At 55.2% G+C, this 24,726-nt stretch carries 23 protein-coding genes and 1 pseudogene; 10 read left to right on the top strand and 14 right to left on the bottom strand.

Going from position 1 to position 24,726, the window contains the following annotated elements; all coding sequences use genetic code 11:
- Positions 1–5: 5 nt before the first annotated feature.
- A complete protein-coding gene (locus ACYQ8U_RS06020; RefSeq protein WP_459944623.1) occupies positions 6–1,208 on the bottom strand; it encodes a methyltransferase domain-containing protein in 1,203 nt (400 codons plus the stop codon).
- A gap of 468 nt (positions 1,209–1,676) precedes the next feature.
- Here ACYQ8U_RS06020 and ACYQ8U_RS06015 point away from each other — a divergent pair, with 468 nt between their 5' ends.
- Positions 1,677–1,976: a hypothetical protein gene (locus ACYQ8U_RS06015; RefSeq protein ID WP_459944622.1), complete on the top strand. Its 300-nt coding sequence runs from the start codon at positions 1,677–1,679 to the stop codon at positions 1,974–1,976.
- A 27-nt stretch (positions 1,977–2,003) separates the two neighbouring features.
- Here ACYQ8U_RS06015 and ACYQ8U_RS06010 read toward each other — a convergent pair whose 3' ends face one another.
- From ACYQ8U_RS06010 to ACYQ8U_RS05975, 8 genes are all read right to left on the bottom strand, one after another.
- Complete coding sequence (locus tag ACYQ8U_RS06010) at positions 2,004–3,416, bottom strand: CDP-archaeol synthase (RefSeq protein WP_459944621.1); 1,413 nt, start codon at positions 3,414–3,416, stop codon at positions 2,004–2,006.
- 42 nt (positions 3,417–3,458) lie between these two features.
- A complete protein-coding gene (locus ACYQ8U_RS06005) occupies positions 3,459–4,637 on the bottom strand; it encodes a DUF3322 domain-containing protein (protein ID WP_459944620.1) in 1,179 nt (392 codons plus the stop codon).
- Complete coding sequence (locus ACYQ8U_RS06000) at positions 4,634–7,999, bottom strand: ATP-binding protein (RefSeq protein ID WP_459944619.1); 3,366 nt, start codon at positions 7,997–7,999, stop codon at positions 4,634–4,636. The genes ACYQ8U_RS06005 and ACYQ8U_RS06000 overlap by 4 nt, the downstream gene beginning before the upstream one ends.
- On the bottom strand, positions 7,992–8,621 hold the full coding sequence (locus ACYQ8U_RS05995; RefSeq protein WP_459944618.1) for a DUF4194 domain-containing protein: 630 nt from the start codon (positions 8,619–8,621) through the stop codon (positions 7,992–7,994). Before ACYQ8U_RS05995 ends, ACYQ8U_RS06000 begins: the two co-directional genes overlap by 8 nt.
- A gap of 5 nt (positions 8,622–8,626) precedes the next feature.
- The gene (locus ACYQ8U_RS05990; RefSeq protein WP_459944617.1) at positions 8,627–10,072 is read right to left on the bottom strand and encodes a DUF3375 domain-containing protein; all 1,446 of its coding nucleotides are present in this window, start codon (positions 10,070–10,072) and stop codon (positions 8,627–8,629) included.
- A gap of 8 nt (positions 10,073–10,080) precedes the next feature.
- Positions 10,081–11,223, bottom strand: coding sequence for a hypothetical protein (locus tag ACYQ8U_RS05985; RefSeq protein ID WP_459944616.1), 1,143 nt, complete (start codon positions 11,221–11,223; stop codon positions 10,081–10,083).
- A 345-nt stretch (positions 11,224–11,568) separates the two neighbouring features.
- Entirely contained in the window at positions 11,569–11,835 is a 267-nt protein-coding gene (locus ACYQ8U_RS05980) for a type II toxin-antitoxin system RelE family toxin (protein WP_459944615.1), read from the bottom strand.
- A 3-nt stretch (positions 11,836–11,838) separates the two neighbouring features.
- A complete protein-coding gene (locus ACYQ8U_RS05975) occupies positions 11,839–12,090 on the bottom strand; it encodes a type II toxin-antitoxin system Phd/YefM family antitoxin (protein ID WP_459944614.1) in 252 nt (83 codons plus the stop codon).
- Between the two features lie 176 nt (positions 12,091–12,266).
- On the opposite strand from ACYQ8U_RS05975, the gene ACYQ8U_RS05970 reads away from it, so the two are divergent.
- From ACYQ8U_RS05970 to ACYQ8U_RS05945, 6 genes are all read left to right on the top strand, one after another.
- A complete protein-coding gene (locus tag ACYQ8U_RS05970; RefSeq protein ID WP_459944613.1) occupies positions 12,267–12,734 on the top strand; it encodes a flavodoxin family protein in 468 nt (155 codons plus the stop codon).
- A gap of 36 nt (positions 12,735–12,770) precedes the next feature.
- Positions 12,771–13,175 (top strand): ACT domain-containing protein, encoded by a 405-nt coding sequence (locus tag ACYQ8U_RS05965; protein ID WP_459944612.1) that lies wholly within the window; start codon positions 12,771–12,773, stop codon positions 13,173–13,175.
- A 27-nt stretch (positions 13,176–13,202) separates the two neighbouring features.
- A complete protein-coding gene (locus ACYQ8U_RS05960) occupies positions 13,203–14,453 on the top strand; it encodes a thiolase family protein (protein ID WP_459944611.1) in 1,251 nt (416 codons plus the stop codon).
- Positions 14,454–14,501: 48 nt separating this feature from the next.
- A complete protein-coding gene (locus ACYQ8U_RS05955) occupies positions 14,502–15,677 on the top strand; it encodes a YcjF family protein (protein ID WP_459944610.1) in 1,176 nt (391 codons plus the stop codon).
- 4 nt (positions 15,678–15,681) lie between these two features.
- Positions 15,682–17,217, top strand: coding sequence for a GTPase family protein (locus ACYQ8U_RS05950; RefSeq protein WP_459944609.1), 1,536 nt, complete (start codon positions 15,682–15,684; stop codon positions 17,215–17,217).
- Between the two features lie 136 nt (positions 17,218–17,353).
- On the top strand, positions 17,354–19,825 hold the full coding sequence (locus ACYQ8U_RS05945; protein ID WP_459944608.1) for a bifunctional acetate--CoA ligase family protein/GNAT family N-acetyltransferase: 2,472 nt from the start codon (positions 17,354–17,356) through the stop codon (positions 19,823–19,825).
- A gap of 29 nt (positions 19,826–19,854) precedes the next feature.
- On the opposite strand, the gene ACYQ8U_RS05940 is transcribed toward ACYQ8U_RS05945, so the two are convergent.
- From ACYQ8U_RS05940 to scpC, 4 genes and pseudogenes are all read right to left on the bottom strand, one after another.
- The gene (locus ACYQ8U_RS05940; RefSeq protein ID WP_459944607.1) at positions 19,855–20,115 is read right to left on the bottom strand and encodes an acyl carrier protein; all 261 of its coding nucleotides are present in this window, start codon (positions 20,113–20,115) and stop codon (positions 19,855–19,857) included.
- Positions 20,116–20,208: 93 nt separating this feature from the next.
- The gene (locus ACYQ8U_RS05935) at positions 20,209–20,520 is read right to left on the bottom strand and encodes a DUF2442 domain-containing protein (RefSeq protein WP_459944606.1); all 312 of its coding nucleotides are present in this window, start codon (positions 20,518–20,520) and stop codon (positions 20,209–20,211) included.
- 33 nt (positions 20,521–20,553) lie between these two features.
- Positions 20,554–20,640 (bottom strand): annotated as a pseudogene (locus ACYQ8U_RS05930) (DUF4160 domain-containing protein); the annotation flags it as partial.
- An 82-nt stretch (positions 20,641–20,722) separates the two neighbouring features.
- Complete coding sequence (gene scpC, locus ACYQ8U_RS05925) at positions 20,723–22,216, bottom strand: succinyl-CoA:acetate CoA-transferase ScpC (protein ID WP_459944605.1); 1,494 nt, start codon at positions 22,214–22,216, stop codon at positions 20,723–20,725.
- Between the two features lie 195 nt (positions 22,217–22,411).
- Here scpC and ACYQ8U_RS05920 point away from each other — a divergent pair, with 195 nt between their 5' ends.
- Entirely contained in the window at positions 22,412–23,032 is a 621-nt protein-coding gene (locus tag ACYQ8U_RS05920) for a type IV toxin-antitoxin system AbiEi family antitoxin domain-containing protein (RefSeq protein WP_459944604.1), read from the top strand.
- Between the two features lie 43 nt (positions 23,033–23,075).
- On the opposite strand, the gene ACYQ8U_RS05915 is transcribed toward ACYQ8U_RS05920, so the two are convergent.
- Positions 23,076–24,053 carry a helix-turn-helix transcriptional regulator gene (locus tag ACYQ8U_RS05915; protein WP_459944603.1) on the bottom strand — a complete coding sequence of 326 codons (978 nt, stop codon included), beginning with the start codon at positions 24,051–24,053 and terminating at the stop codon, positions 23,076–23,078.
- Between the two features lie 103 nt (positions 24,054–24,156).
- Here ACYQ8U_RS05915 and ACYQ8U_RS05910 point away from each other — a divergent pair, with 103 nt between their 5' ends.
- Together ACYQ8U_RS05910 and ACYQ8U_RS05905 are read left to right on the top strand one after the other, a co-directional pair.
- A complete protein-coding gene (locus tag ACYQ8U_RS05910; RefSeq protein WP_459944602.1) occupies positions 24,157–24,372 on the top strand; it encodes a hypothetical protein in 216 nt (71 codons plus the stop codon).
- A 78-nt stretch (positions 24,373–24,450) separates the two neighbouring features.
- A partial coding sequence (locus ACYQ8U_RS05905) for a helix-turn-helix domain-containing protein (protein ID WP_459944601.1) occupies positions 24,451–24,726 on the top strand: 276 nt, incomplete at its 3' end.

Below are 24,726 nucleotides of genomic sequence, written 5' to 3'. Positions count from 1 at the left end.
TTTTTTCAGAGCTTTTCACCCCAAACAGCAAAAATCGGGTCCGAGGTAAAAGTGCTCGCGTTGTGTCTATCGTCATATGGCCGTGGATAGCCGCGTATCGATTCGGTATGCAGCTTGATCAACCCCTTTTGCCGACGAAAAAGGTTGAGAACATAGCCCTGTCGTTCAAAGGGGTGCAGGTCCGGCCATATTTCAATTTCCTTGCCGGGAAACCATCGGTCGGAAATGACCACGACGGCAACGCCTCCCGGTCGTAAAACCCGCTCAATTTCAGCCATTACGACACAAGGTCTGGTCAGATATTCAATGGAAACCGTGCAGAGTACCGCGTCAAAGGTATTGTCGCCGAACGGCAGGGGAGAAACTGCATTCAGGTCTTGCAGCACATAGGTCAACAAGGCCTTGTTCCGCTGCATTTCTTCTTTATTGAGTCCGAGGCCGGTAACAGCATAGTCCCGGGCGTTGCCCGGCAGGTGAGATTCCATGCTGCTCATCAGATCGAGTATCTGCATCCCCGGTTGCAGCAGCCTGCCATACATGTCGCGCACATGCCTTCGCGCCGTATCATCGAGATGCTGCACTAAACGGGGCGTTCTGTAAAACTCTGCATCGACCTCGGTATTGGCCCGATGAAAAGGATAGGCGCCATACATGCTCATCTCGGCTTTTTCAGTCGGAATCTGCATGCCCGGGCCATTTTGACAGATAAGGTCGGCAATATCGGTCAGAGAACCTCCCCGCTGCACGGCAATTTCCTGTACATCAAGAATCTGTGCTGCAACCGTAAGTGCATAGCGGGCCAGAGGATGATTGGTATCCGCCAGCAGGCTTGTCTCCGTCGCCCCGATGATTCTAAAGGGAGTGGTATCACCGGGAAAACAGTTCAGTTGTTTCCAGGCAAGATCCTGGGGATAATATCTGCCGACAACCGGTGTGACAGTATCTGCAGCCCTGTCCTTGGCGAAATCTTTTTTCCTTATGTGCCGCACATGCGTCGTGCTGTACGGCGGGACAAGCACACCCGCGGCGAACTGCTCGACATATTTTTCACCAATACCGAGCGCCATTATCCCGTCATGCATGTTACCTGGGAAAAAATCCCGCCAGAAATCGATTTTTCCGGCATAGACCCTGTCCCGATGTGATGCATAAGGGCTCTGCCACTGTACCGAAAATTCAACTATTGCTCGTTTTGTTGTGGTATTCATCAGTTCCTCTCTTGAGTAACCCCTTGGGTAAAAGTGGTTTGGCGAAAGATTGGTTTATTGCAAAAAAAACATCTTTAAAACACTATACTAATGCGGCTTGTCGGAGACACAACAGTAAGTAAAGAGGAGTTTAATGGTAGCTTGAACTATGAATAATTTCATGTTTGCAGGGTCATGCTGCTATCAGCAATCGTGCCTTTCCGGACTTTATCCGTTTTTGCTGGACGATTTTGAAAAATGCAAAGAAGAAAAAGTCAATAAAAATCAGCTAATCGTTTGCCGTTAACCGGAAAAGGCGGTATGATTTATGTATTGTCAGCGATTATTTTGTCGAAAGGACTTGACAGAACTCCCGACACAACAATTCTCGATTCACCTCAGCAAATTTCTTCGGGTACTGTGCTATATAACGGCAGATGGCGAAAGGAATGAGACGTATCATCCAAATAACAGAGGAGGGATACCATCATGAAAAGCCCCGTTGCTTTCCTTGTACCAGTCTTAGGATGTCTGTTAGGATGTATGGTTTTATCGGCGACGATCTGCGTCGCAGATGAGGCCGACCGGCAACTGTTGCCTGAATCCTTTCTGTCTCAAGACAAACAGCAGCAAAGAAACATTTCCCTATCGCCGATGACTCAACAGGAGAGCATCAGTGCAGATTCCACCAACGACAGCATGGCCCAGGAGGACAGTTCCCGGCAGATAGAGGCCAGGATGCTGGAGGGGGAGTTGCGTAAATTGTTGTTGCTGAGCTGCCCAAGGTGACCATCCAGGAAGCTGTCCGAGAATGCATCAGGGTGCAACGCCTCTGCGGAGGGTGATACGAGTTATTTCTCCGGGGCAATTAAAGCGGAGAGGAACGCCGGAAGGACCGGCACCGCGGCTGGTATATCCAATCATGTCCGCATGGTGCCAGCGTCCGGAGGCAGTAAATCGCGGCGCTCTGCTGTTGGTTATAAGAGGCTGCCCGGATGGCAGGCAGATCTGCCCGCCGTGGGTATGGCCGCACAGGTAGAGGCTAGCCCGGTATGCCCAGGCGGTTGTATAGACTTCAGGCGAATGGGCCAGCAGAATGGTGAAAGCATCCTTTGGTACCCGGCGAAACGCCTGGCTGAAATCCTCGGTTTGATAGTAGTGCGGATCATCGACCCCGACCACCCAGATGGTCTCCGTCTGTTCCTCCTTTTCTTTGCTCAGTTCCCAGGATTCGTTGACGAGCATGACGATCCCGGCCTCTTCAAAATCCGGGAGCATTTCAATGCAGTCATGGTTGCCGAGAACCCCGAGCATGCCCTGCTGCGCCTGGACATGACCAAGGAGTCGACGCAACTCTCTGAGACAAGGCGCCATCGGGCCATAGGTCTTCATTCTGATATCTCCGCCGACAAGACAAAGATCCACCTTAACGCCCTCGAGTCGCTCGATAAGTTTATCCGTCAAGCCCTCCAGTCCGTCTAAATGGAGGTCCGTCAAAAACAGAATTGTGTATCCGTCAAATGCTTCCGGTAGCGCGGGAAACCAGAAAGTCTCTTCCTCCACCTTCACCTGCAGACCATTATGCCGCCCTTTTTCACGGAGTCCGGCCAATGTAAAAAGCCAGGTATACAACACCTGATAGGTGAGCAGATTGCTCAGGTTAAGCAGTGTCTGCCAGCGGGAAAGCGGCATATGACAGGATCGCCACTGACGCCAGCGAACGGTGGAACGGAGCGTGCGCGGATAATTTTCCGGCGCCGGACGGTAGGTGAGGGCGCTCCACCAGGCAGAGCCCAGATGGGCCACGCCAATAAACAAACCGACGATTATAACAATCTGACCAAACCCGAGATTGAGAACAGTGCTCAGATAAAGAGTCGGCAGCAGGGACTCGAACACCTGGTCAAGAGCGACCACGCTCTCCCCGGATGCCAGGGCCAGCCGGCGTTTGATGAAGCTGGACAGTAGATCTCCGAGCATCGCCAGCAAAGCGGCCATGGCGGCCACCTGCCATGCCACACCCAGCAGGGAAAAGACGGCGGTTCCACCGAGCAGGCTGACCAGAATACCGCCGACCGTTTTATGCGCACCAAAAATCGGCCGTCCATCAAGCCAGAGCCTGCCGACGTCAAGCGGCCTCTTAAACCGCTGTCCTCTGAAAAAACAGGCCAGCGGCGGCAGGAAATTGACCCATAACAGGAAGCAGACAATCTTGACTATGGCCGGCATCTTTTTCTCCTTGTACACATAGAGGCCATGAACAGCGGCCGATCAACCCTGAAGACAAACCATCTTTTCCACCCATTGAAAGCCTATCCGTTCCTGCTCAAGACGCAGCCGAACCGCCAGCCGATCAAAGCGCAGATCATCGTAGACCAGCTGCTCCATGGCGGTCAGTCTGGACAGCTCGCCTCGATTCTGCTGCGGCTCCTCGCCCCAGTGCGGTTGATGGGCCAGGAGGGTGTCCCGGTCCATGAGGAAGGAATGCGTCGCCGGGAGAAGACTGCGCAGCTGGTCCAGTATAGCAAAGCCGTGGGTGTCGATATCGCCCCAGTAGTGCACGGTGCAGCTGTGCAGCCAGGCCGCCTCGGCGAAGATGCCGAAACCGTAACCGGCGCCAAAGATGACCATGCTGCGGGCAACCTCCGGGAAGGCGAGAAAGTTGATCTCGTTCTCGGTGATATAGACGCGTTCGACCGGCAGCGCGAGGCGGGCAAAGCTATCGGCGGTAACGGTGATATCCTGATCGACCGCCCCGGGCAGCAGCGACAAGGCTGGGTCGAGAAGGCGAAAACGGACGCGTTCCGGTTTGCCGCGAAAGCCGTAGCGCCTGCAGAAGCCGGTGACACCGCGGCCGCTTTCGGTAATGGTGTCCGCGGGCAAGACCCGATCGAACAGCTCGGTCAGCACGCCGCGATGGCTCTCGATAAATTTGCTGTGCACCCCGGGAATGTCCACCTGGCGTAGATAGATGCCGGGGCGTCGATGGTGCTCCAGCCAGCAGACAATATCCAGCAGTCGCGGCCAGTCGTCGGCCAGGGCCAGCCCGTGCAGGGGGCGTTTGATCAGCCAGGCAAGCAGCTGCGGATATCGCTGCCTGGTCAGCGCAATCACCGAGGCAAACTGCTTCGCCTCGCGGCGTCTGCCGATCAGTGCCAGGCAATCGTCCAGGCTGTCGACCCAGATCTCGGCGGGGACGGCATTCGCCCCCAGGGTGCGATGCCTGATGTCGCGCCAGACCAGGCGATACTGTTTTGCCTCGCCATCCAGGCGGCTGATCCAGGCGCGAACCTCACTAAAACGTTCGGCCATTTCCGTCGAAGTCGGCTTTTTCAAAATCATGCGCCGGGGAAAGAGCTCCTCGCCGCCGGCCAGTGATGCGAGAATGGTCCCCTTATCCCACAATTTGCCCAGTTGGCGAGCAATGTCCGACGGTGTCGTCCAGCTCATGGATGCTCCGCCTCTTTCTCATGACGATATTCCTCGATGGTCAGATTACGCAGAGTCGATGCCTGCCCGTCGGCATTGTGCACAAAGCCGACACCGGAGACGAAGGGCTCGATGACATGGATCTTCTGCAGGGGGGTGACGATGAGCAGCTGCAGGTTGAGCTGGGCAAACAGCTGCAGGCCGTACTGGGCGGATTCATCCGAGCCGCGGCCGAAGGCCTCGTCGATGACCACGAAGCGGAAGGATCGCGAGCGCACCGCCCCCCATTCCAGGCCGAACTGGTAAGCAAGACTTGCGGCCAGCACGGTGTAGGCGAGTTTTTCCTTCTGGCCCCCGGACTTGCCGCCGGAGTCGGCGTAATGTTCAAATTCGCTGTCATCCTCACGCCACCGCTCACTGGCGGCAAAGGAAAACCAGTTGCGCACATCGGTCACCTTGGCCGTCCAGCGCCTATCCATCTCCGATCGTCCTTCACGGCCGCGAAACCGTTCGATGATCTGTCGCACCTGAAGGAATTTTGCCTCGGAATACTGCGCATCGTCGGAGCCGGTGAGGCTGCCTTCGGTGCAGGCGCGCAGCTCCTCGCGGAACAGGCGGACGTCGGCATCGATCACCGGTGTCGCCTCGAGGACAATATATCGCCCCGGATTATAATCGATGCGGGTCAGCGACTCGTTGATGCGGCCGATACGTTCCTTGATGGTCTCCTGCTCCCGCGCCAGCTGTGACTGGAAGTTGGCCACCTCGCGGATGGTGTTTTCGTTGAGCAGCTCCTTGAACCGCGCCTCGAAACGGGGCAGGTCATCGGCCTGCAGTTGCTGGAGCATGGTGCGGTAGTCGGCCGCGGCCTCCACCGAAACATCCACCTCCCGGGTCTCCAGATCATATTTGCTGCTGTAGGTGCGCATGGCATCGATGATCTTGTCGCGCAGCCGGGCAATCTTCCCATCCTCGCTGTCGATTGCCTTCTGCAGCCAGGTGCGCATTTCCTGTTCCCGGTTGTCGCAGGACTCGATTGTCAGCTGCTGCTCGCCCAGCGCCTGGTCGCGCAGCGATTCGAGGCGAGGAAAATAGCCGGCCGATTCCGGCGGGGAGCTGTCCACAACGGCGCGGGTCTGCAGCTGCAGTGCCGCCGCATCACTTGCTTTCTGTTCGGTTTTCGCGCAGTTGCTGCGGTGCAGGTCGAGCTGTTGTTCGATCTTGTGCAGATTGTGTTCCGTCTCCTGCAGCTGGCCGGTGAGCATCTTGAGGATATCGGAGGTTGTCTCCAGCCGGTCTCGCTCATCTTGCAGCCTGGCGATCTTTATCGCCGACGGCTGCCAGTCCAGTTCGGCAAAGTCCCGATACTCTTCAAGTTTAGAGAGAATGTCCAGACGGAACTTGGCCGCTTTCTGCCGCTCCTGCAGTTTGGCAATGACCGTGCCGATGCCGGCCAGCCGCGTCTGCAGCAACCGCGCTTTTTCCTCCAGGGCGGCTATCTTGGCCTCATTGCTCCAGCCGAGCACATAGCGGCTGCGATCGTCCAGCCGGTGACGATCATCCTTTTCATGCCGTTCGCCCCGCGCCTTGATCTGCCCGGCCCGGGTGATGGCCCGGGTCTCCCGGCGAAACTGCTCCTGGTCGGCACAGCAGGCCAGATCAAAGCGCCGATAGACCTCGCTCTCCAACCAGTTAAAAAACGGCGAATCGGGTTTGATGGCCAGCTTATTGACCAGGGAGTCGGGATGCAGATCCGGCTGCTCGGCCTGGCGTTTTGGCCGTACCCGGTAATAGACCAGCCGCCCCTTGAGGTTGTTGGTATCGACCCACCCGGCCACCTGGCTATACTGCTGCTCCGGCACGAGAAGCGACAGGCCGAAGCCGTGCAGCAGGCGCTCGACGGCGCCTTCCCAGTCGCGCTCTTCCTCGCGCACCCGGAGGAGTTCCCCGATAAAGGGCATCTCTTTTTCGGCAAGACCGAGGTCGGTGCACAGGGTGCGGCGGATGGTGATCTGCTTTTCGTCGATATTGGAGCGTCGGGCCCGCAGGCCACGGATTTCCTTGATCAGCTCGTCGTGCTCCTCGCGCTTGAGGCGAAATTCCACCCCGGCCTCATTCAATTCGTTCTGGATCCGGGCCTCAGCCTCCGCTTCGTCTTCGAGCATGGCTGCACATTTTTGCCGCAGAACGAGAAAGGCGCCAACGCTGTCGGCGGCAAACAGCTCCAGGGATTCCATCAGTTCGCCATAGCGCTCGAATCGACGCTTTTTTCGCTGCAGCTCCTCCTCACACCGGCGTATCTCCTCGCCGATATGCTCGATGCGGTCGCCGCCGTTTTCGGCGATGCTGCGCCGAAGTTGCCGTTCCCGGCCCTGCATCGTCTGGCGCTGGTCGACCAGCCCGTCTATCCTCGCCTTGTGGCGTTTCAGCTCTTCCTCAAGTCTGCCGAGCCGCTGCTGCAGCAGCTCGAGTTTGAGACCGGCAAACCACGGACGCAGGGCCTCCCGGCAACCTCGCAGCTGATGGACGGACTGCTCCAGTTCGCCGTGGCGGTCGCAGTCGGCGACCAGCGGCTCAAGCATCTCCACCTGGTCCTTGGCCTTGAGGACCGCCTCGTGCGCCCGGTTGAGATCATCGAAATGGCCGATCAGCGCGTCGATGCGGGGGACGACCTCAAAGGGCTCGAGCATGTGGGTTCGGACAAATCCGGTCAGGTTGCCGACCGATTTGAGTGAGACGGTCTGATGAAAGAGATCCAGCGCCTGCTCGTTGTCGATGCCGAAGCGCCGGCGGAACCAGGCGCCGTAGGGCGGGAAGCTTTCAAATATCTGCACGCCGTCGCCGCGCAGCCGTTTTTTCAGGTTGGCGATATCCGTACCGAACCCGCCGAAATCCTGCTTGATGCCGAGTTGGCGCTCGCAGCCGACATAGAACCGCGTCGGCTGTCCCTGGCCATCTTTCAGCCAGAAGACCTGGGCCAGGGTCACCGTCTTGCCGAAACCGCTGTTGCGGAAAACACCGAGGATGACGGAATAGCTGTTGTAATCGCGCAGGGCCACCGGCTTGACACTGCCTCCCGCCTCGGTTCGTTCCGATTTATAGTGGCCGAGCACATACGAGCGCAGGGTTCGTTCGCGCATGTCGCCGCCCGCCGCCTTGTTATAGGCGACGCGCTGGGCGGGGACGAGCAGGGTGGTTACGGCATCGACCAGGGTCGACTTGCCCGAGCCGATATCACCGGTGAGCAGGCTGTTTTTGCCGTCGAGCTCCAGCGTCCACACCCGCTTATCGAAGGTGCCCCAGTTCAACACCTCCAGGCGCATCAACCGAAAGCCGGCCAGCCGGTCGTCGCCGGCAAAATCAAGGGACAGGGGCTCAGCCATTCGACTCTCCTCCCTTTCGCGCAAGCTCCTGCCGGTACACCGCCAGCCGCTCATCGAACTCGGTCAGCCATTGGGCATCGACAAAGGCCTTCAGGATGCGCCGCACTTCAAACATCTGTTTCTGGCCGCGCAAGGGACGAAGAAAGCCCATTTTGGCGACCTTGTTGAGATGGCTGTCCACCTGGTCGATCAATTTGGCCTCGTTGCTGCCGGCAGGCAGAAACACCCGGAGCAGTTCGGCAATCTCATCGCGGGAAAGAATCAGCCGCGTCTCGCCGCCGGTGGCATCGAATTCAGCCAGCTTCTTGCGCAGCAGTGCCAGCAGCAGGCTGACCGGAAAGGCGAGGGGCTGCCGCCGCACCAGGCGGGGAATTGCCGTTTCCGGTTTCTCCACGTCATCCGGCCGGGAGCGCAGAAAGGCATAGCCTTCGGCCTCGTCAAGAACCAGCTCCAGGCCGAGAACCGCCACGTAATCGCGTACCGCCGCCTGCAGGTTGAGCAGGGCATGCCACACCTCGGCCTTCTCTTCCTGTTCCAGCACGCCGCGCAGCAGCGAGACGACGACCACCGACAGATCGTTGTTATGTTCAGCGGCGGTTTCGCGGAGTTCCGGTTCGGTCATATCAGTTATTTCCTTGCAAAAATAATGCGCGGCAGGCGGACGCGGCGATAGCTGCCATCCTCCAGTTGCCACTCGATGGACTCGATACTCTCCTCGTCGACCGCCGTATTCGGACGTCCGCTGGCCAGCTGCAGGTAGGCGAGCAGCTCGGACAGGCCGAGATGCAAAGGATGCAGCGCCACCAGCTCGGCCAGGCTGATCTGTGATCGCTCCTGCAGCGCCTGGCGGATATGGCGGGAGAGTTCCGCCCGGTCGACGACCACCTGGTTAAAAAGCGAGCTCAGATCGGCATCCGTCTCTCCCTCTTCCAGGTCGAGATCGACAATTCGCGGCTTCACCGGCGGCCGGTACAGGGGCCGCTCCAGCGGCAGTTCGACCGTGGCGGCGGCCTCGGCCAGCTCGATGAAGTCGCCGGTCGGCGCATTCTCGCGTACGGCCAGCGCGCCGGCTTCGATATTGTGCAGGATATCCATGATGCGACGGTTTTCCAGCCAGGCCTGGTCGTCGAGAAAGCGACGCAGCTGCTGTGACAGGCGGGCGACGGTGCGCTGGGTATGCTCGCCCGCCTCCAGCCAGTCGTAGTGCACCCGGCGTAAACGCGGTTCGGGCCCCATTGCCGCCACCGGCGGCAGGGTCAGGACCTGCTCCAGCAGCCGACTCAGTTCCTCCTGGCGGCTTTGCGACATGAGGAAGTCCCAGAACGCCCTGAAGCTCTTGCCCTGGTCGGAATCGGCGATGGTGTCGCGCTGGCCCATGATCTCCTCGAGCAGCTCTCCCTTGGCGCCGTCCCACAGGGCGATGCGCTCGCGCACCTGTCGGTCGAGGCTGCGAAAGTTATGCTCTACCTCGCGAAAGTCGGCGAGCAGGTCTCTTGCCAGCTGGAGAAACTGCTGAAAACGGTCCTTTAGGGCGGTATCGTTTAACAGGGAAATATGCCCGTCCCGGATGCGTTCCATCTCGGCATCTATCTCATCTCGTCGCCGGAGCAGCTCGGCGGTTCGTGCTTCGGGGTCGGCTTCGCTGCCCTCGCTCATCTGCCTGAGCAGGGCAAAGAGGGTCAGCAGCCGTGACTCGGTGCCGACAAAAGCACGCTCGGTAAGACTTGCCAACCAGGCGATGGCTTTTTCGCTCCCCGAGGTCAGGTCGAAATGGGGTTCATCGGAACCGGGCGGGTAATACTTGCGCAGCCAGCCTTTCTCGTTGTCCGCCCAGTCGTTGAGGTATTCCGAGGCGCGCCTGGGGAAAACCTCCGGGCCGTAGGTTTCCCGCAGCGAAAACAGTTCGTCTTCCAGGGCCTCGGCCAGATCCGCCTGGCCGATCAGCCGAACGTTCGGCTCGATAAACACCCGGTGCAGAAAGCTCGCCAGAAGCGGCGCGTGATCAGAACGCAGCAGTCGCCAGGCCGGGTGCGTCCGGCGCAATTGATCAAGACCGGCATAATCAAGGCTCACATCTATACCTATCGAAGTCCGGCCTTCTCCAGGCGATTAATAAAGGCCTTGCGTCGGCTATGTTCGGTCATGAATTTCTTGAATTCCTTGCGGAACGTATCCGAGTCACCCTGCAGTTCGTAGGCGTCGCGCAGGTTGACAAGCACCTCGCAGGCGCTGTCATAGCCGCTGGCACAGGTTCTTTCGGCCTCTTCACGGGCCTTTTTCCAGAAAGTGGCGGCGTTTTTGGCCACATGGGTGAGCAGGGCTTCCATTGTCTTCTTTTGTGCCGCTGCGGTTTTTCTCTGTGCCTCCGCCTGTCTGGCCAGTCGTACAGCCTTGGCCTGTTCGGCCTGCTGCCAGAGCACCTCGACAGTGCGACATGTCGCTGTCTGGTCCTGCGGCTTTGCCTGGGATCGCCAGGCGGTAAAGCTGCGCTTCAAGGTTCTTTCCGCCTGCGCTCCCTGCCCGGTCAGCATCTGGTGCAGGTATTGCCGAATTTCTTCGCGGGGCAGCTCTTCCAGCCATACATCGAGTGTTGCCGCCGTCAGCTCGTCGCTCGATTCCACCCGGCTGCCGATCCCCGCACCGGCCAGCAGATCCGGGTCAACGGCAAGAAATTCTGCCAGGGCCTGCTGCGCCGCAGTCAGTTTGCCCAGATCAGCCAGGGCCATCGGTTCCCGTTCTTCGTCTCTGTCCTCGACTGTCACGGCCTGCAGCCAACCGATATACAGGCTCCGCAAGTCGCCTCGCAACAGCTCTTCACGTAAAGGCGCCAGCCGGGCCATCCAGCTGCCTCCATCTTCATCCTCATAATCCTCGTAATTTTCATTCTCAGCAAGTGACCAGGTCAGCAGCCAGTTGTCGCCCACCGGTTCCACATCGAGATAGTCCTCCACGGCAAAGGCCTGCAGGGTCTGTTCGTCGATAACGTCCTGCGGCAGACGCAGCATCAGGGATGCCGTGCCGAAGTTGGAGAGGTAGACATGCGCATCGAAGTAATGCTGCATGAGGTTGCGCGGTGTTGCCTGCAAATCGCCATAGTTGTACACATTGATAAAGCTGACCGGCGTGATCTCCGCCCGGGAGGAAATCCCCCGCAGCTCCTTCATTTGAACAGCACTCAGCGGTCTGTCGATAGCTCGAAAATCATAATATTGATATTCACTCATTGTGGATTCCTGGTAAACTTGTCAGTTGAAACAACATTTTCCACCCGAAAGGATATAACATCTGCTCTTCCTTCCGCAAGACATACTTCACACAAATAAGAGGGCTTAAGCTTGCCGCATAAGCTGCGGCTGAGATGGGTGAGCTATTGAAAATAGATTTTTAGCTCACAAAACGCAGTATAGTGATTTATAAATGGAGGTTTTATACATCACTGATAGGCATCTTTTAAGTGAAGACCTTAACGATTTCACTCCTGAAATCCTGACATCTGGTTCAATATGGCGCTGGAGCGTCGAGGGCTACACTCCCACGCTGGAGCGTAGGAGCGATGGGCTAAAATGTTATCACAAATTACGGTAAATGTCTTTTCTATGACCAATCTTAATAACCAGAATCATTATAAGATCGTCATGAATTTCATATATTATCCGGTAATTACCGTACCTGACTTTGTGAAAATCATTGTCCCCACTCATTTTGGTAGTGGCAGGGTCCTCCGGCAAGTTAGAACTGATTTCTTCAATTTTGCTTTTAATTTTTACCAGATCCTTCTGTGGAACATTTGTTACATTTTTCCAAACGGAGGGACGAAACTCTACGGTATATGCCATGTGTTAAAGACCCAATTCTTTCCAAAACTCATCGGCGGAAATGTTCTCTCCAGGTTCTTCAAGAGCTTTTTTGGCATCTTTAATGTCAATATAATCTTCTATTTTCTCAAGCAACTGAAGCTCTTCGATAGAGATCAACGCAGCAATTTCCTGTCCTCGTCTGGTCAAAACAATTGGTTCTTTGCCGTAAGCAACTGTGTTGACAATATCTGCAAAATTCTTTCTGGCATCAGCGGTTGTGATGGTTTTATGCATAGCACACCTCCTTGTGTACGTTTTGTACATATCGTACAAGAAAGACCTGTGAAAATCAAACAAATAAATATATATAATTATAACATAATGCTATATTGGTACTGTTTGTTGCACGTTACTTATTCGCAAATGTTATCAGCAGGCTGTGGTTAAACTGGAAGATTCAGCAAATGAAAATGGAAACAAATAAAAAGAACATCCTGGTTATCTATCATTCCCAGGGCGGCACGATGAAACGCATGGCCGACAGGTTTGCCAAAGGCGCACAAAAAGAGAAAAACGTTACTGTCACCTATAAAAAAGCGGCGGAGGCGACCCTGGACGATTTGCTGCATTGCCATGGTATCGCCATCGGCTCTCCTGAATATTTCGGGACGATGGCAGGGATGATCAAGGATTTTTTTGATCGGACCTATGAGGGGGCAATGGAGAGGACCGTGGGGCTGCCTTTTGTTGTTTTTGTCTGTGCCGGCAACGACGGTCGAGGTGCTATTGCGCAGATCGAGAGACTTGCCGCCGGCTACAAATGGAAAAAAGTACAGGAACATATGCGGATCGTCGGTTCGCCGACCGAGGAGGCTCTCGCCAGCCTGGAAGAGTTGGGCCAGACTCTTGCGGCAGGCGTCGATTTCGGCATTTTCTGACTGTCGAAAGCAATAATTCCACCCCTTGAACCTGTCATGAACCCGGTCACCGACCTTACCCTTCTGCTCCGGACAATGGAGCCCGTGCTGCATCCGGGCACCTTTGTTTTTGCTTCCCTTGGAGCCGGGGTGACGGTAGATCCGGCGCTGGTGCTTGCCTCCATCCAGGAGCCGGAAGGCGTGTCGGTGGTCATGCGTGAAAGTGATGCCCAGAGGTACAATCTCCGCATACTGTTTCGCTGTGCCTGGATTACCTTGTCGGTACATTCCGATCTCCAGGCAATAGGCTTGACTGCGGCCTTTGCCACGGCCTTGGCCGATGCGGCTATCAGTTGTAATGTTGTCGCCGGTGCATACCATGACCACATTTTCGTGCCGAGTCAGGCGGCGGAAAAAGCCATGCACGTGCTCCGTTCACTGCAAAAAAACCCATTAAAATAAACACCTTCATTTAAAAGGATTTGAACTATGAAAGACGTTGTTATTGTATCCGGCTGTAGAACCGCTGTCGGCGCATTCGGCGGCACCCTGCGGGATTTGAACGGCGCCATCCTGGCCGGTGTCACCATGAAAGAGGCGGTCCGGCGGGCCGGGATCGATCCGGTATTGATCGATGATATCCGCTATGGCTGCTGCATGGAATCCGCCGACACCCTCAATGTCACCCGGGTCGGCTCGCTTCTCGCCGGTATCCCCGACACCGTTCCCGCCGTGACCATCAATCGCGTGTGCATCTCCGGCATGGAGGCGGTCATCTCCGGCATGGCGATGATCCAGGCCGGGATGGCCGATATCATCCTCGCCGGCGGCACCGAGCATATGTCCAGCGTGCCCTATTCGGTGCCGGCCGCACGATGGGGCTGCCGCCTCCAGGACCAGTCCTTTGTCGATGACCTGATCCACGCCCTGCATTGCGGCTCCCGTATCATCCCCCATCCCGAAGACGGCCCGGTGGATGCCACGCAACCCCCGCTGAGCATGTTCGTCGGCAAACCGTATATCATGGGCCATACGGCGGAATTTGTTGCCCAATACCTTGGCATAACCAGACAAGAGATGGACGAAGTCGCCCTGCGCAGTCACAATAACGTCGAACGGGCCTCCCAGGACGGCTCCTTTGCCGACGAGATTGTTCCGGTGGAAGTCCCGCAGAGAAAGAAAGCGCCCTTGCTCTTTGACAAGGACGAACATTTCCGGCCCGGCATGACCATGGATATCCTCCGCAAACTGCCCCTGGCCTTTGTCCCGGAAATCGGCACGGTGACCGCCGGGAACTCCAGTGGTATCAACGACGGCTCCACCGGCATGGTCATTATGTCGGCCGACAGGGCGAAGGAACTCGGCGTGCAGCCGATAGCCAGGATCAAGGCCGTGGCCCGGGGTGCCTGTCATCCGTCGATCATGGGCTTGTCGCCGGTCCCGGCAGTCCATAACCTGCTGAAGTCTTCCGGTTTAACCCTACGGGATTTTGAGCTGATCGAGGTCAACGAGGCCTTTGCCGCGCAGTATCTCGGCTGCGAAAAAGAGCTGGGCCTGAACCGCGAGATCACCAACGTCAACGGCTCGGGCATCGGTCTCGGCCATCCGGTCGGCTCAACCGGCGCGCGGATCATGGTCACCCTGATGTATGCCATGAAGAATCGCGGTAAATCTCTCGGCCTGGCAACGCTGTGCGGCGGCGGAGGCGTTTCCATGGCCTGCGCCATCGAGATGCTCTAAAAAAGCAGACGTATACTCAGCTGTGAGGAAATTTCTTAGGCGAATAGAATGCATACCATCGGCACCTGGACATGGAAAAAACTGGGCAATGCGCTGTTTACCCCTAAAGTTAAGGACGTAGATGCCAAAATAAACGCGGTCAGGCAACGCCTGCCGGTTCCTGTCTTTTGGTTACTAGGTAAAACGCAATCAGGAAAAACGTCAATAATACGGGCATTAACCGGGGATGATGCGGTTGAAATCGGTAACGGTTTTCAGGCGTGTACGAAGAGGTCGCGATTTTACGATTTCCCGTCGGCCAGCCATCCGATGCTCCGCTTTCTTGATACCCGAGGCTTAGGTGAAACGGCGTATAATCCGAGTGAAGATTTGGCATGGTGTGCCAATCAGGCACACTTATTGATTGTCGTGCTGCGGGCTCTGGATATGAATCAGGCGGAGGTGCTTGAAGCCGTGTTCGCTATCCATAAGCAGCATCCGAGCTGGCCGATCATTGTCGTACAAACCACCTTGCACGAAGGTTATGCAACTATCGACACGGAACATATCCAGCCCTATCCTTATCACAAGACACCGTTTCCACCGCAGGTGCCACATGCCCTGGCACAGGTTTTACTGCATCAACGCGACTGGTTCAAGGGGTTGAAAGTGCATTTCGTACCCGTTGATTTCACGCTCCCCGAAGATGGGTACGAACCGACCGATTATGGTTTGAGCGCCCTGTGGGACGCCATTGAGACGGTGCTGCCGCTGGGCGTGATAGGTCTGTTGCGGGGCACTGAACAACATAAAGAGTTGCTTGACTTTCATGCCCGGGAGGCCCACCCGCATCTTATTGGTTACGCATTGCTTAATGTCTGCATGGGGGCGATACCGCTGGCTGGTCTGCCTTTGGTTCTTGGGGTGCAAGCCAAGTTGTTTCATAGTATTGCCTCCATTTATGACCTGGAGTTGACCCGCAGGCTGTATGCCGAATTTACCACGCTGATCGGCACTGGTGTCAGCATGGGGCTGCTGGGACGGGAAATGCTGAAACTTATCCCGGTGTACGGCTGGGCGGTGGCCGGTGTGTATTCCGGGGCGATGACCTATGCCTTGGGTAAAGCTTTTTGTGTGTATTTATATGGTGTTAAACGAGGTGCCATGCCGGACCAGGAGAGCTTGAGACAGACATACAACGAAGCGTTTAACCATGCTCGACAATTTCTCAAAACTAGGAAATAAGCTTATGGCTGTGTCCTTAACCCGATTTGGCATAATCGTGTCCGCGGTCTTTATATTGCCGTGGCTGGTATTGATAGTCCTGGGGTTTCACTGGTTATGGCAGCACGGCTGGCTCTATCAAGGCATAGGTATTGTTTCGGCGAATTTTGTGCTGGTTTATTGCCTGGTGCGCTGGCGTCAGCGTACGACAAAGCCGATATTTGTCAAGCCGTTTGCCATTTTGCCCAATCCCAACTGGTCGGATAAAGCCCAGGTAATTTGGCAAGAACTTGAACCGATAACCGTGCGCTGGCAGACAGAAGCCAATGTATGGACCGACACCAGCAAAGCCTTACAGCTGACCAATGAAGTATTGACGCTGGTTGCACGACACTTTCATGCCGATTCGAAGTACCCTGTTTTAGAATTTCCGCTGCCATATTTACTCCGGTTGATCGTTTTGGTGTGTGACGATATTCAGCATGAGATATTGGATAAAATTCCGGGGAGCCATGCGGTACGGGTTGGTGATTTGCTGCGCGCCAGGCACCATCTTCATTCCTTTAATAATCTTAAATCAATAGCCAGGGTCTGGAATTGGCTGTTCAATTGGCCGGGCGCAGCGATGGCCGAGGCTCGCGGCGTATTGTTCAACAAAGGAATCAATACCGTCACCAGCGAAATATCGAACCGTCTGATAGGCGCCTACATTAAAAAACTCGGCTATTATGCTATTCAATTCTATAGTGGGCAATTGACCCTGGATGATATTGTTCCAACGGAGCGCTTAAGCCCTGCCTCCAAAAAAAATATCGCCGAAAGCCAGCAGCGGGAACAATCTCTTGAGCCGCTCCGGTTCCTGGTTGTAGGCCAGGTAAGCAGCGGCAAGTCCAGCTTAATCAATGCGCTGTTTGGCGAAATAAAAAGCGCGTCAGGATTCCTGCCCACTACTTCGGACATCATGCCTTACGTTCTCGAACGCGATGGTCTGCAGCAGGCGATCATACTGGACAGTGCCGGTTATGGCGGGGTGATGCACGACCAGGTCCCTGCCGCATTACAACGAGAATGGGCGAAAGTTGATGTTATTATAATCGTTTGCAATGCAGTACAGGCGGCCCGACATGCGGATGCACAGCAGTTGGATGCGATCCGTCAGTACTTTCAGCAAGCACGTAAAAACCAGGCTCTGCCGGTTATTATTGCGGTGGCGACACATATCGACCGATTACGGCCCGTGCGTGAATGGCAGCCACCTTACCAGATTCAGCAACCGGATAACGCCAAGGCACACAGCATCCGGCAGGCGTGTATGTCGATCGCGACAGAGCTGGGCCTTTCCCCAGACTGCGTCGTCCCGGTGTGCCTCGCCCCTGGAAGTCCGCCATACAATATCGAAGACGGAGTATTGCCGCTGATACATGAACATCTCAATGCTGCGCAGCGGGTTCGATATTTGCGTTGTCTGCGTCAGCAGCAAGCGGAGAGTTATTGGCGGCACTGGCGTAAGCAGGCCTTGAAAGCTGGACAAATCATTCTTGATGGAGTGGTAAAAACCTGAAAATTCGGATCAAGACCATCGCTACGCTGTGGTTCTTGATTGTCAGTCAATATTTCTTAAGATCCCAAAGAGGCGAGTACGGTAAATGTAAAGAGTTGTCAGAGACAACCTGAGCTCATTCCTGGGAGACGCAGCTATGACGATAAGAAACCTCAATTTTTTCTTTACCCCAACTTCGATTGCCCTGATTGGAGCCGATCGGTCGCCGGGAACGCTTGCAGGCGTGCTGACCGCTAATCTGAGAGGTGGCGGATTCAAGGGAGAGATCTTTGCGGTGTCCACCTCTGCCGATATTGCCGGTCTTCCTCAAACCCCGGAGCTGGCGGTGATTGCCTCGCCACCGGAGACGGTGCCGCAACTGATTGCCGAACTAGGCCAGCGGGGTACCAAAGCCGCGCTGGTTGTTAGCTCCGGATTTTCGCACAGCAACGACGCCAACCACCAAAGCCTGCGCAGCGCCATGCTGGCAGCGGCCAGGCCGTATCTGCTGCGCATTATCGGCACCACCAGCCTTGGGATCATGGTCCCGAAAATAGGTCTCAATGCAAGTACCAGCCATATCCAGCCCTTAGCTGGAAATCTTGCCTTTGTCTCCCAGTCGGGAGCCGTGCTGACGACCGTGCTGGACTGGGCCACCTCGCGGAAAATCGGCTTTTCGCATTGTGTATCGCTGGGCGACATGACCGATGTCGACTGCGGTGATATGCTCGATTATCTGGCCAACGATTACCAGACCCATGCAATCCTGCTGTACATTGAAACAATTACCGGAGCCAGAAAGTTCCTGTCCGCCGCCCGGGCTGCCGCCCGCAATAAACCGGTGATCGTCGTCAAGGCAGGCCGATATGCCGAAACAATCCCGGCGTCGGCTGTCCATGCCGGGAACATGGCCGGAGCCGATGGTGTCTATGATGCGGTCTTTAGACGGGCGGGAATGCTGCGGGTCAGAGATCTGCAGGCCTTGTTTGATGCTGCCCAGACTCTGACCATGACCAGACAGGTGACAGGGTGTCGCCTGGCCATTGTCACCAATGGCGGCGGCGTCGGGGTGATGGCCGCGGACACCTTGATCTATCGGAACGGACACCTGGCCGTACTCGGGCAGCAGACGCTGGATAATCTCAAGCAGGTCCTGCCGTCCACCTGGCCCCATGGCAATCCGGTCGATATTGTCGGCGATGCACCGGACAGCTGCTATGGTGACGCCCTGCAGGTTCTTGACCATGATGAACAGACGGATGGTGTCCTGCTGCTGCATTGTCCGACGGCGCTGATTTCGTCAACCGCCGCCGCGCAGGCGGTGATCGATGCGCTTCGAACCAGAAAGTCACCATTTCAACAAAAGATGGTCTTGACCTGCTGGCTCGGGGAGGAATCCGTCGAAGAAGCCCGACGAATCTTTACTGAAAACCACATTCCCACCTATGCAACACCCACCGAGGCGGTACGGGGATTCATGCAGGTAGTGCGCTACCGCAAGAGTCAGGAAATGTTGATGGAAACACCTCCGAGTATTCCCGAGACATTCACCCCGGATACCGCCAGGGCCAGGCAGCTGGTCGCCGAGGCCCTGGCGGAAGATCGTTTCTGGCTGACCGGGCCAGAAAGCAGGGCGCTCCTGACCGCCTACGCCATTTCCTGTGTGGAAGCCGATGCAGCGGCCGCCGCCAAGTCCCACCGTCCCCATGCCCATGAACTGACTGTCGGCATGACGGAAGATGCCCTGTTCGGCCCGTTGATCCAGGTCGGCCATGGTGGGGTTGCCGCCGAGGTGATTGGCGACAGGGCCTTTGCTCTGCCCCCGCTCAATATGCAGCTGGCCCATGAGGTGCTGGCGCGCACGAGAATATATACCCTTTTGCAGGATTACCCGGGCATGCCGGGGGCGGATCTGGACACTATTGCCCTGACTCTGATGAAAATATCGCAGCTGGTTTGTGATATTGCCGAGATTGCCGAGCTGCATATCAATCCGCTGCTGGCCGATGACCAGGGGGTACTGGCCCTCGATGCTCGCGTCAAGGTGGTCAAGGCCAGCGGTGCAGCAGTCGATCGGCTGGCAATCCGGCCCTATCCCAAAGAACTGGAGGAAACCCTGCGCCTGCCGGATGGGCAGACTTTGCTGATCCGCCCGATCCGTCCGGAAGACGAACCGGCATATCAGAAGATCTTTGCCGGCCTAACCCCGGAAGAGATCCGCCTGCGCTTCCTGCATCCGATGAATACCATGTCGCACAGCCTGGCTGCCCGCCTGACGCAGATAGATTATGACCGGGAAATGTCCCTGGTAGTGGAAGGGAAAGATCAGGCAGGGGAAACAGAACTGTACGGCGTGGTGCAGATCAGTGCCGACCCGGACAAAGAGCGGGCGGAATATGCTATCCTGCTCCGGCACGATATGACCGGCCTGGGGCTCGGCCCCATGCTTCTGCGCCGCATCATCGATTATGCCCGCGCTCAGGGCATTGGGGAACTGTTCGGCGAGGTTCTCAATGACAATAAACCAATGCTCAAGCTGTGTCGAGTTTTTGGCTTTAAGGTCGCGTCAGACAGAGAAGATCCTGGGATAATGCAGGTTACCCTGCAGCTTAGTTCAGATAAACAATGAATCTCCAGGAGGCTGTCCGGGAATGTTGTTTACTCATCGCTCGGGCTTTTCCCCAGGTAGGCAATGCAGCCGTTCAGGGTCGTCAGTTGCGGGTAGTCGAGCTCCGGGATTTTAATATGCAGCGCTTGCTGGAGCTGTTCAATAAGGTTGACAAAATCGACGGAATCTAGATCAAATTGATCACGAAAGCGAACATCCGGCTGCAGACTTTCAAGATCCGCCTCGGGGGCGATGTTGCCGATGGTTTGCCGGACAAGTCTTTCTATTTCAGCTATTTCTGCAGGTTGCATAATTTTTTTTCAATTGAGGTAATAACATTCTCCCAAAACACTGTCGCCAAAAAGTGCTTTCTGGGGACTGAACGTACAACTCAGCCGCCGAGTTTACGAGGTCGGCTGAGGAGATATGTTTGCTGAAAAATCTTGCTGTGGATTCATCCAATCCGGCAGAGGGGAGTTCGTTGCCTCAGAATAGAGTGTTTCCGGAGCAATATCTACTTCATCGCCCCATGTCAGCACGCCGAGATCCTCATTAATTCTAAAATTCTTAAAAAATTCTATACTCTTAAACTTCTCAAATACACCACCTTCGCTCAGATATTTTGAAAAGTCGACAATTCCAGACGCACCGTCCTCAAATGTTACTTCAATTTTATATCCGCCTTTATAATTTGCTGAGATTACATCCCTAAGCATGACTTCTCCTCCCTTATTTCAAAGGTTCAATTCGGCATACCGTGCATGAAAATGCGGCGGGTTGTGATCATCGAAAAACATGGCGATAATTATACCATAAAATCGACTTATCTCAGGCATTTAATTTTCCTTTCTAATTCAGCGAACGTGCTGTTCCGTCGCACGGGGCAGCTGACGCTCAAAAAAATCCGAGGCAAATAATCTATTTAACATGCATATCACCGCATTCAAGAAAACGCTGATGCATGAAAAACGCCTTCTCGAGGATATGCGGCTCATGTCCTCCCCGCTCCCGGACTGCCCGTTGATAATAGTCCCATAACTGATCCCGGAACTCGGGATGGGCACACTTTTTTATCACCTGTTCGGCTACCTGCCGCGGGGTCAATGGACGGGTATCGACCAGGCCGTATTCGGTGACCACCACGTCCACCGAATGCTCGGAGTGATCGACATGCGAGACCATGGGCACGATGGCCGAGATCAAGCTGCCCTTGGCGGTAGAGGGGGTGACAATAATGCTCAGCCCCCCGTTGCGCAGGTAATCCCCGGACCCGCCGATACCGTTCATCAACTGGGTGCCCATGACATGGGTGGAATTGACCTGGCCGTACATGTCGACTTCGATGGCCGTATTGATGGCGATAACTCCCAGGCGGCGGATCACTTCCGGCGAATTGGAAATTTCCACCGGCCGCAGGACAATTTTGTCACGGTAGCGGTAGATTTCGTTGAAGAACCGGTCCCTGGCCTTTTCCGATAAGGTCATGGCCGAGCCGGAAGCCGCGCGAACCTTGCCCAGATCAATAAGGTCAAGGACGCTGTCCTGGAGCACCTCGGAATAAATATCGATGGATTCGAAATGCTTGTCTTCGATGAAGCCGGATAAAACGGCATTGGCCACGTCGCCAACCCCCGCCTGCCAGGGGAGCGAAGCCGGCATGCGACCCTTAATGATTTCATGCCCGACAAAGTCGAGGATATATTCGGCGATACGGGTGGAGATGGCGTTCGACGGCATAAATATTGGACAGTGATCCTGCTCGGCGCTGAACAGGATGGCCACCACCCGGCTGGGATCCATTTCGATAAAGGGTTTGCCGATCCTATCCCCTGCCCGATAAATGGGGATAGGCATGCGGTACGGCGGATCCTCCGGTATGAAGATGTCGTGGATGCCCTCCAGTTGCGGCGAGTGCGCGGAAATTTCGATGATAATCTTGGCCGCTTCCCGCACATAGGTGGGCGTATTGCCGACAGACATGGTGGGGATCAAATTCCCTTTTTCGGTAATTGCCGCCGCCTCGACCACCGCCACGTCACAGCTGCCCCATTGGCCTGCCCGCACCTTGGCCGACAGTTGGGAAAGATGATCATCCTTGAAGGCGATCTTGCCCTGGTTGATTTTTTCCCGCATGAATTTATCACTCATGTAGGGACGTCGTGAGGCCAGAAGGTCGGCCCGGGCCAGTATTCCGTCAACCATGTCCCCGGTCGATGCCCCGGCAAACAGGTTGATCTTGAATTTTTCGCCGTGTTCAGCGCGCTTCACCAGTTCCTGCGGGATCAGCTTGGGATAGCCGGCGGTAAAACCGGAAATAAAAAGGTTGGTGCCGTCCTGAATATGCCTGGCGGCAGTAGCCGGATCGGTTATCTTGTCCTGCAAGGGCTTGTAGCGCACCCGATCGGTCAGCATTGCCTTATCTCCTTGATTGCTCTTTTCCTGTGTTATTCTACGTGCTCAATCTCGAATTTTTAACATGCGAGTTAACCTTGTCAATCTTTTCTTCAGCAACATCTGGTGGATCTTTACGTTGAAAAAAGACTTGCATCAAAAATCTAGGTGGATAATAATCTATACACTTGTATTTAAGTATAAAGAATATTATCCATGAAACAACTCAAAAACAAAAGCAGCACGCTGAGCAAAGCGAAGCAGATTATCCGGCAACATGGGGGAGTCATCCGCACTGCAAAGGCCATTCAAGCCGGTATCCATCCGCGAACACTCTATCAACTCAGGGATGACGATCAGCTTGAGCAACTATCCCGAGGCGTATATCGACTTACAGATCAGGAAGCGGTGTCGGATCCTGATCTGGTTATTGTTGCTACCCGCATTCCCAGGGCGGTCATCTGCCTGGTGTCCGCGCTTTCCTTCCATGAAATAACGACCCAGATCCCGCACATTGTTTCTATCGCCCTCCCCAGAGGATCCGATACCCCCAGGCTGGATTATCCACCGATTTCAATTCATCGCTTTTCAAAGGAAGCAATGTCGGCGGGTATTACAGTACAGCAGATAGATAATATTCCCGTCAGGGTTTACAGTCCTGAAAAAACCCTGGTGGATTGTTTTAAATTCCGCAATAAAATCGGCATGGACGTAGTGCTTGAAGCACTCAGACTTTACCAAGCCAGAAAAAAGTTTCAGCCCGATGAGATACTCAAATTTGCAAGAATATGCCGGGTGGAAAAAATAATGCGCCCCTATCTGGAAATGAGCACATGAAACCATCCGCGAATGTCGATCGCGCCTGGTCCTTGGACCTGATCTAATTGTTGCCTCCATATAAAACAGCCATACTGCCAACCTCCGCCCTGATCTCCGCAGCAAGCTTTTCCGGCTCAAGCACCCGCGCTTCCTTGCCCCAGGACAACACCCACCGCTTCAACTCCAGCATATGGTTGACCGTCAGCGAGAGGACAAGCGATTGGTCACCATTGTAGGCGATCTTCTGGCTGGGGTGCCATGTCCGTTCGAGAATATAGGGGACCACCCTGGGCGAGAACCAGATCTTGACCTGTTCTTCGGCCGTGCCCCAGTGCACGCCAAAGCGGCTTCTGGTGATCTGGTGAAAGTTGAAGGTCTGCGGAATGACATATTGTTCCTGAAGTATCGAGGCCTGGTTTATCCTGGACAGGCTGAAGGTACGGATCGTGTCGCGCAGATGGCAGTGGCCGATGACATACCAGTCGCCATCATAGCGGATGGCGTGATAGGGATCCAGTTCCCGGTTGGTCGGGCTCTGTCCGGGCGGCTGGTATTCGATCTTCAGTCTGTGCAGCGTCCGCAGGCTCTTGAACACGGTTTGCCAGATATCGTGGCGGATCGTCGTGCCGGGGGGAGGGAAGACAGTGAATCTGTTGTTTTCATTCGGCGCTTTCAGCGCGGTCTTGTCCGGCAGCGAGTCCTGGATTTTCTTGAAGACCGAAGTGAGACTGTCAAAGTAGGGCGTTCCCTCATGCTGCAGCAGCAGTTCTTCGGCCAGATAGATGGCGAAGAGATCACTCTCCTTGATGGACAGGGCCGGTAGTTTGAAATTTACTTCCGTGTAATAATAGCCCCGCTGCCGGGCGGCATACTCTAAAGGTGCCTCCAGCTGGTAGCGCATATAGTCCAGGTCGCGCTGGATGGTTTTCCTGCTCACTTCCCATTCCTCGGCCAGACTCGCGCAATTTGGGTACCGTCCTTCGCCGATTTTACGGTCGATAAATAACAGCCTGCTGTGCTGCGGCTTGTATTTGCTCATGGCCCCATCCCTTTTTTTTGCTCGGTCATTATTAGTCCTATCGGTCATAGTATCTTAGAAAGCGGCGTAGAGTCAAAGAATCCTTCATCATCTGGAGAACGATATGGAATTATTCCTCTTTCTACTGATTGTCATCTGCATTGTGTATCGGCTCTCCCGACGCAACACGCATCAGTACGACAGGAGGAAGCAACCTGTCAGCGAGCAGGCTGCAGACAGGAAAGATAAAGATGATTTTGCCGGTGGCTCAATCGGGGCATTTTTTCTGCTGGAAGAGATCGTTGATCAGGGTGTTGGTCGGCAGGAACCCCTAGTATAACGTTTCATAAAAATATTGACATATAATTCTTGAGCTGTCATACATGAGGAACTATCCCTTTCAGAGGAGGTTTCAACTATGGCACGCACAAGCAAACGACCAAAGATTGAGTTGACCGAAGACCAAAAGCAAGAACTTGAAAAAATTTCACGAAGCAGAACAGCACCCACCAGAGAAGTTGAGCGTGCTGCAATTATTCTTCGATACTCTGAAGGAGAAAGCATCGTGTCCATCCAAAAGGGCTTGGGTGTGAGCAGGCCAACGATCTATAAATGTATAGACAAGGCCATTGCTGCAGGGCCAGAGCGTGGCTTGAAGGATATGCCGCATTCGCCGAAAGAACCAATAATCACC

The organism is Desulfocastanea catecholica (genome assembly GCF_054657295.1).
The sequence above is the reverse complement of the archived record's forward strand: the minus strand, read 5'-3'. Positions and strand labels throughout refer to the sequence as shown.

Bases quoted from the DNA above. Each gene is read 5' to 3' on its own strand.
- ACYQ8U_RS06020 (WP_459944623.1), bottom strand. From the start codon at position 1,208: ATGAATACCACAACAAAACGAGCAATAGTTGAATTTTCGGTACAGTGG.
- ACYQ8U_RS06015 (WP_459944622.1), top strand. From the start codon at position 1,677: ATGAAAAGCCCCGTTGCTTTCCTTGTACCAGTCTTAGGATGTCTGTTA.
- ACYQ8U_RS06010 (WP_459944621.1), bottom strand. From the start codon at position 3,416: ATGCCGGCCATAGTCAAGATTGTCTGCTTCCTGTTATGGGTCAATTTC.
- ACYQ8U_RS06005 (WP_459944620.1), bottom strand. From the start codon at position 4,637: ATGAGCTGGACGACACCGTCGGACATTGCTCGCCAACTGGGCAAATTG.
- ACYQ8U_RS06000 (WP_459944619.1), bottom strand. From the start codon at position 7,999: ATGGCTGAGCCCCTGTCCCTTGATTTTGCCGGCGACGACCGGCTGGCC.
- ACYQ8U_RS05995 (WP_459944618.1), bottom strand. From the start codon at position 8,621: ATGACCGAACCGGAACTCCGCGAAACCGCCGCTGAACATAACAACGAT.
- ACYQ8U_RS05985 (WP_459944616.1), bottom strand. From the start codon at position 11,223: ATGAGTGAATATCAATATTATGATTTTCGAGCTATCGACAGACCGCTG.
- ACYQ8U_RS05980 (WP_459944615.1), bottom strand. From the start codon at position 11,835: ATGGCATATACCGTAGAGTTTCGTCCCTCCGTTTGGAAAAATGTAACA.
- ACYQ8U_RS05975 (WP_459944614.1), bottom strand. From the start codon at position 12,090: ATGCATAAAACCATCACAACCGCTGATGCCAGAAAGAATTTTGCAGAT.
- ACYQ8U_RS05970 (WP_459944613.1), top strand. From the start codon at position 12,267: ATGGAAACAAATAAAAAGAACATCCTGGTTATCTATCATTCCCAGGGC.
- ACYQ8U_RS05965 (WP_459944612.1), top strand. From the start codon at position 12,771: ATGAACCCGGTCACCGACCTTACCCTTCTGCTCCGGACAATGGAGCCC.
- ACYQ8U_RS05960 (WP_459944611.1), top strand. From the start codon at position 13,203: ATGAAAGACGTTGTTATTGTATCCGGCTGTAGAACCGCTGTCGGCGCA.
- ACYQ8U_RS05955 (WP_459944610.1), top strand. From the start codon at position 14,502: ATGCATACCATCGGCACCTGGACATGGAAAAAACTGGGCAATGCGCTG.
- ACYQ8U_RS05950 (WP_459944609.1), top strand. From the start codon at position 15,682: ATGGCTGTGTCCTTAACCCGATTTGGCATAATCGTGTCCGCGGTCTTT.
- ACYQ8U_RS05945 (WP_459944608.1), top strand. From the start codon at position 17,354: ATGACGATAAGAAACCTCAATTTTTTCTTTACCCCAACTTCGATTGCC.
- ACYQ8U_RS05940 (WP_459944607.1), bottom strand. From the start codon at position 20,115: ATGCAACCTGCAGAAATAGCTGAAATAGAAAGACTTGTCCGGCAAACC.
- ACYQ8U_RS05935 (WP_459944606.1), bottom strand. From the start codon at position 20,520: ATGCTTAGGGATGTAATCTCAGCAAATTATAAAGGCGGATATAAAATT.
- scpC (WP_459944605.1), bottom strand. From the start codon at position 22,216: ATGCTGACCGATCGGGTGCGCTACAAGCCCTTGCAGGACAAGATAACC.
- ACYQ8U_RS05920 (WP_459944604.1), top strand. From the start codon at position 22,412: ATGAAACAACTCAAAAACAAAAGCAGCACGCTGAGCAAAGCGAAGCAG.
- ACYQ8U_RS05915 (WP_459944603.1), bottom strand. From the start codon at position 24,053: ATGAGCAAATACAAGCCGCAGCACAGCAGGCTGTTATTTATCGACCGT.
- ACYQ8U_RS05910 (WP_459944602.1), top strand. From the start codon at position 24,157: ATGGAATTATTCCTCTTTCTACTGATTGTCATCTGCATTGTGTATCGG.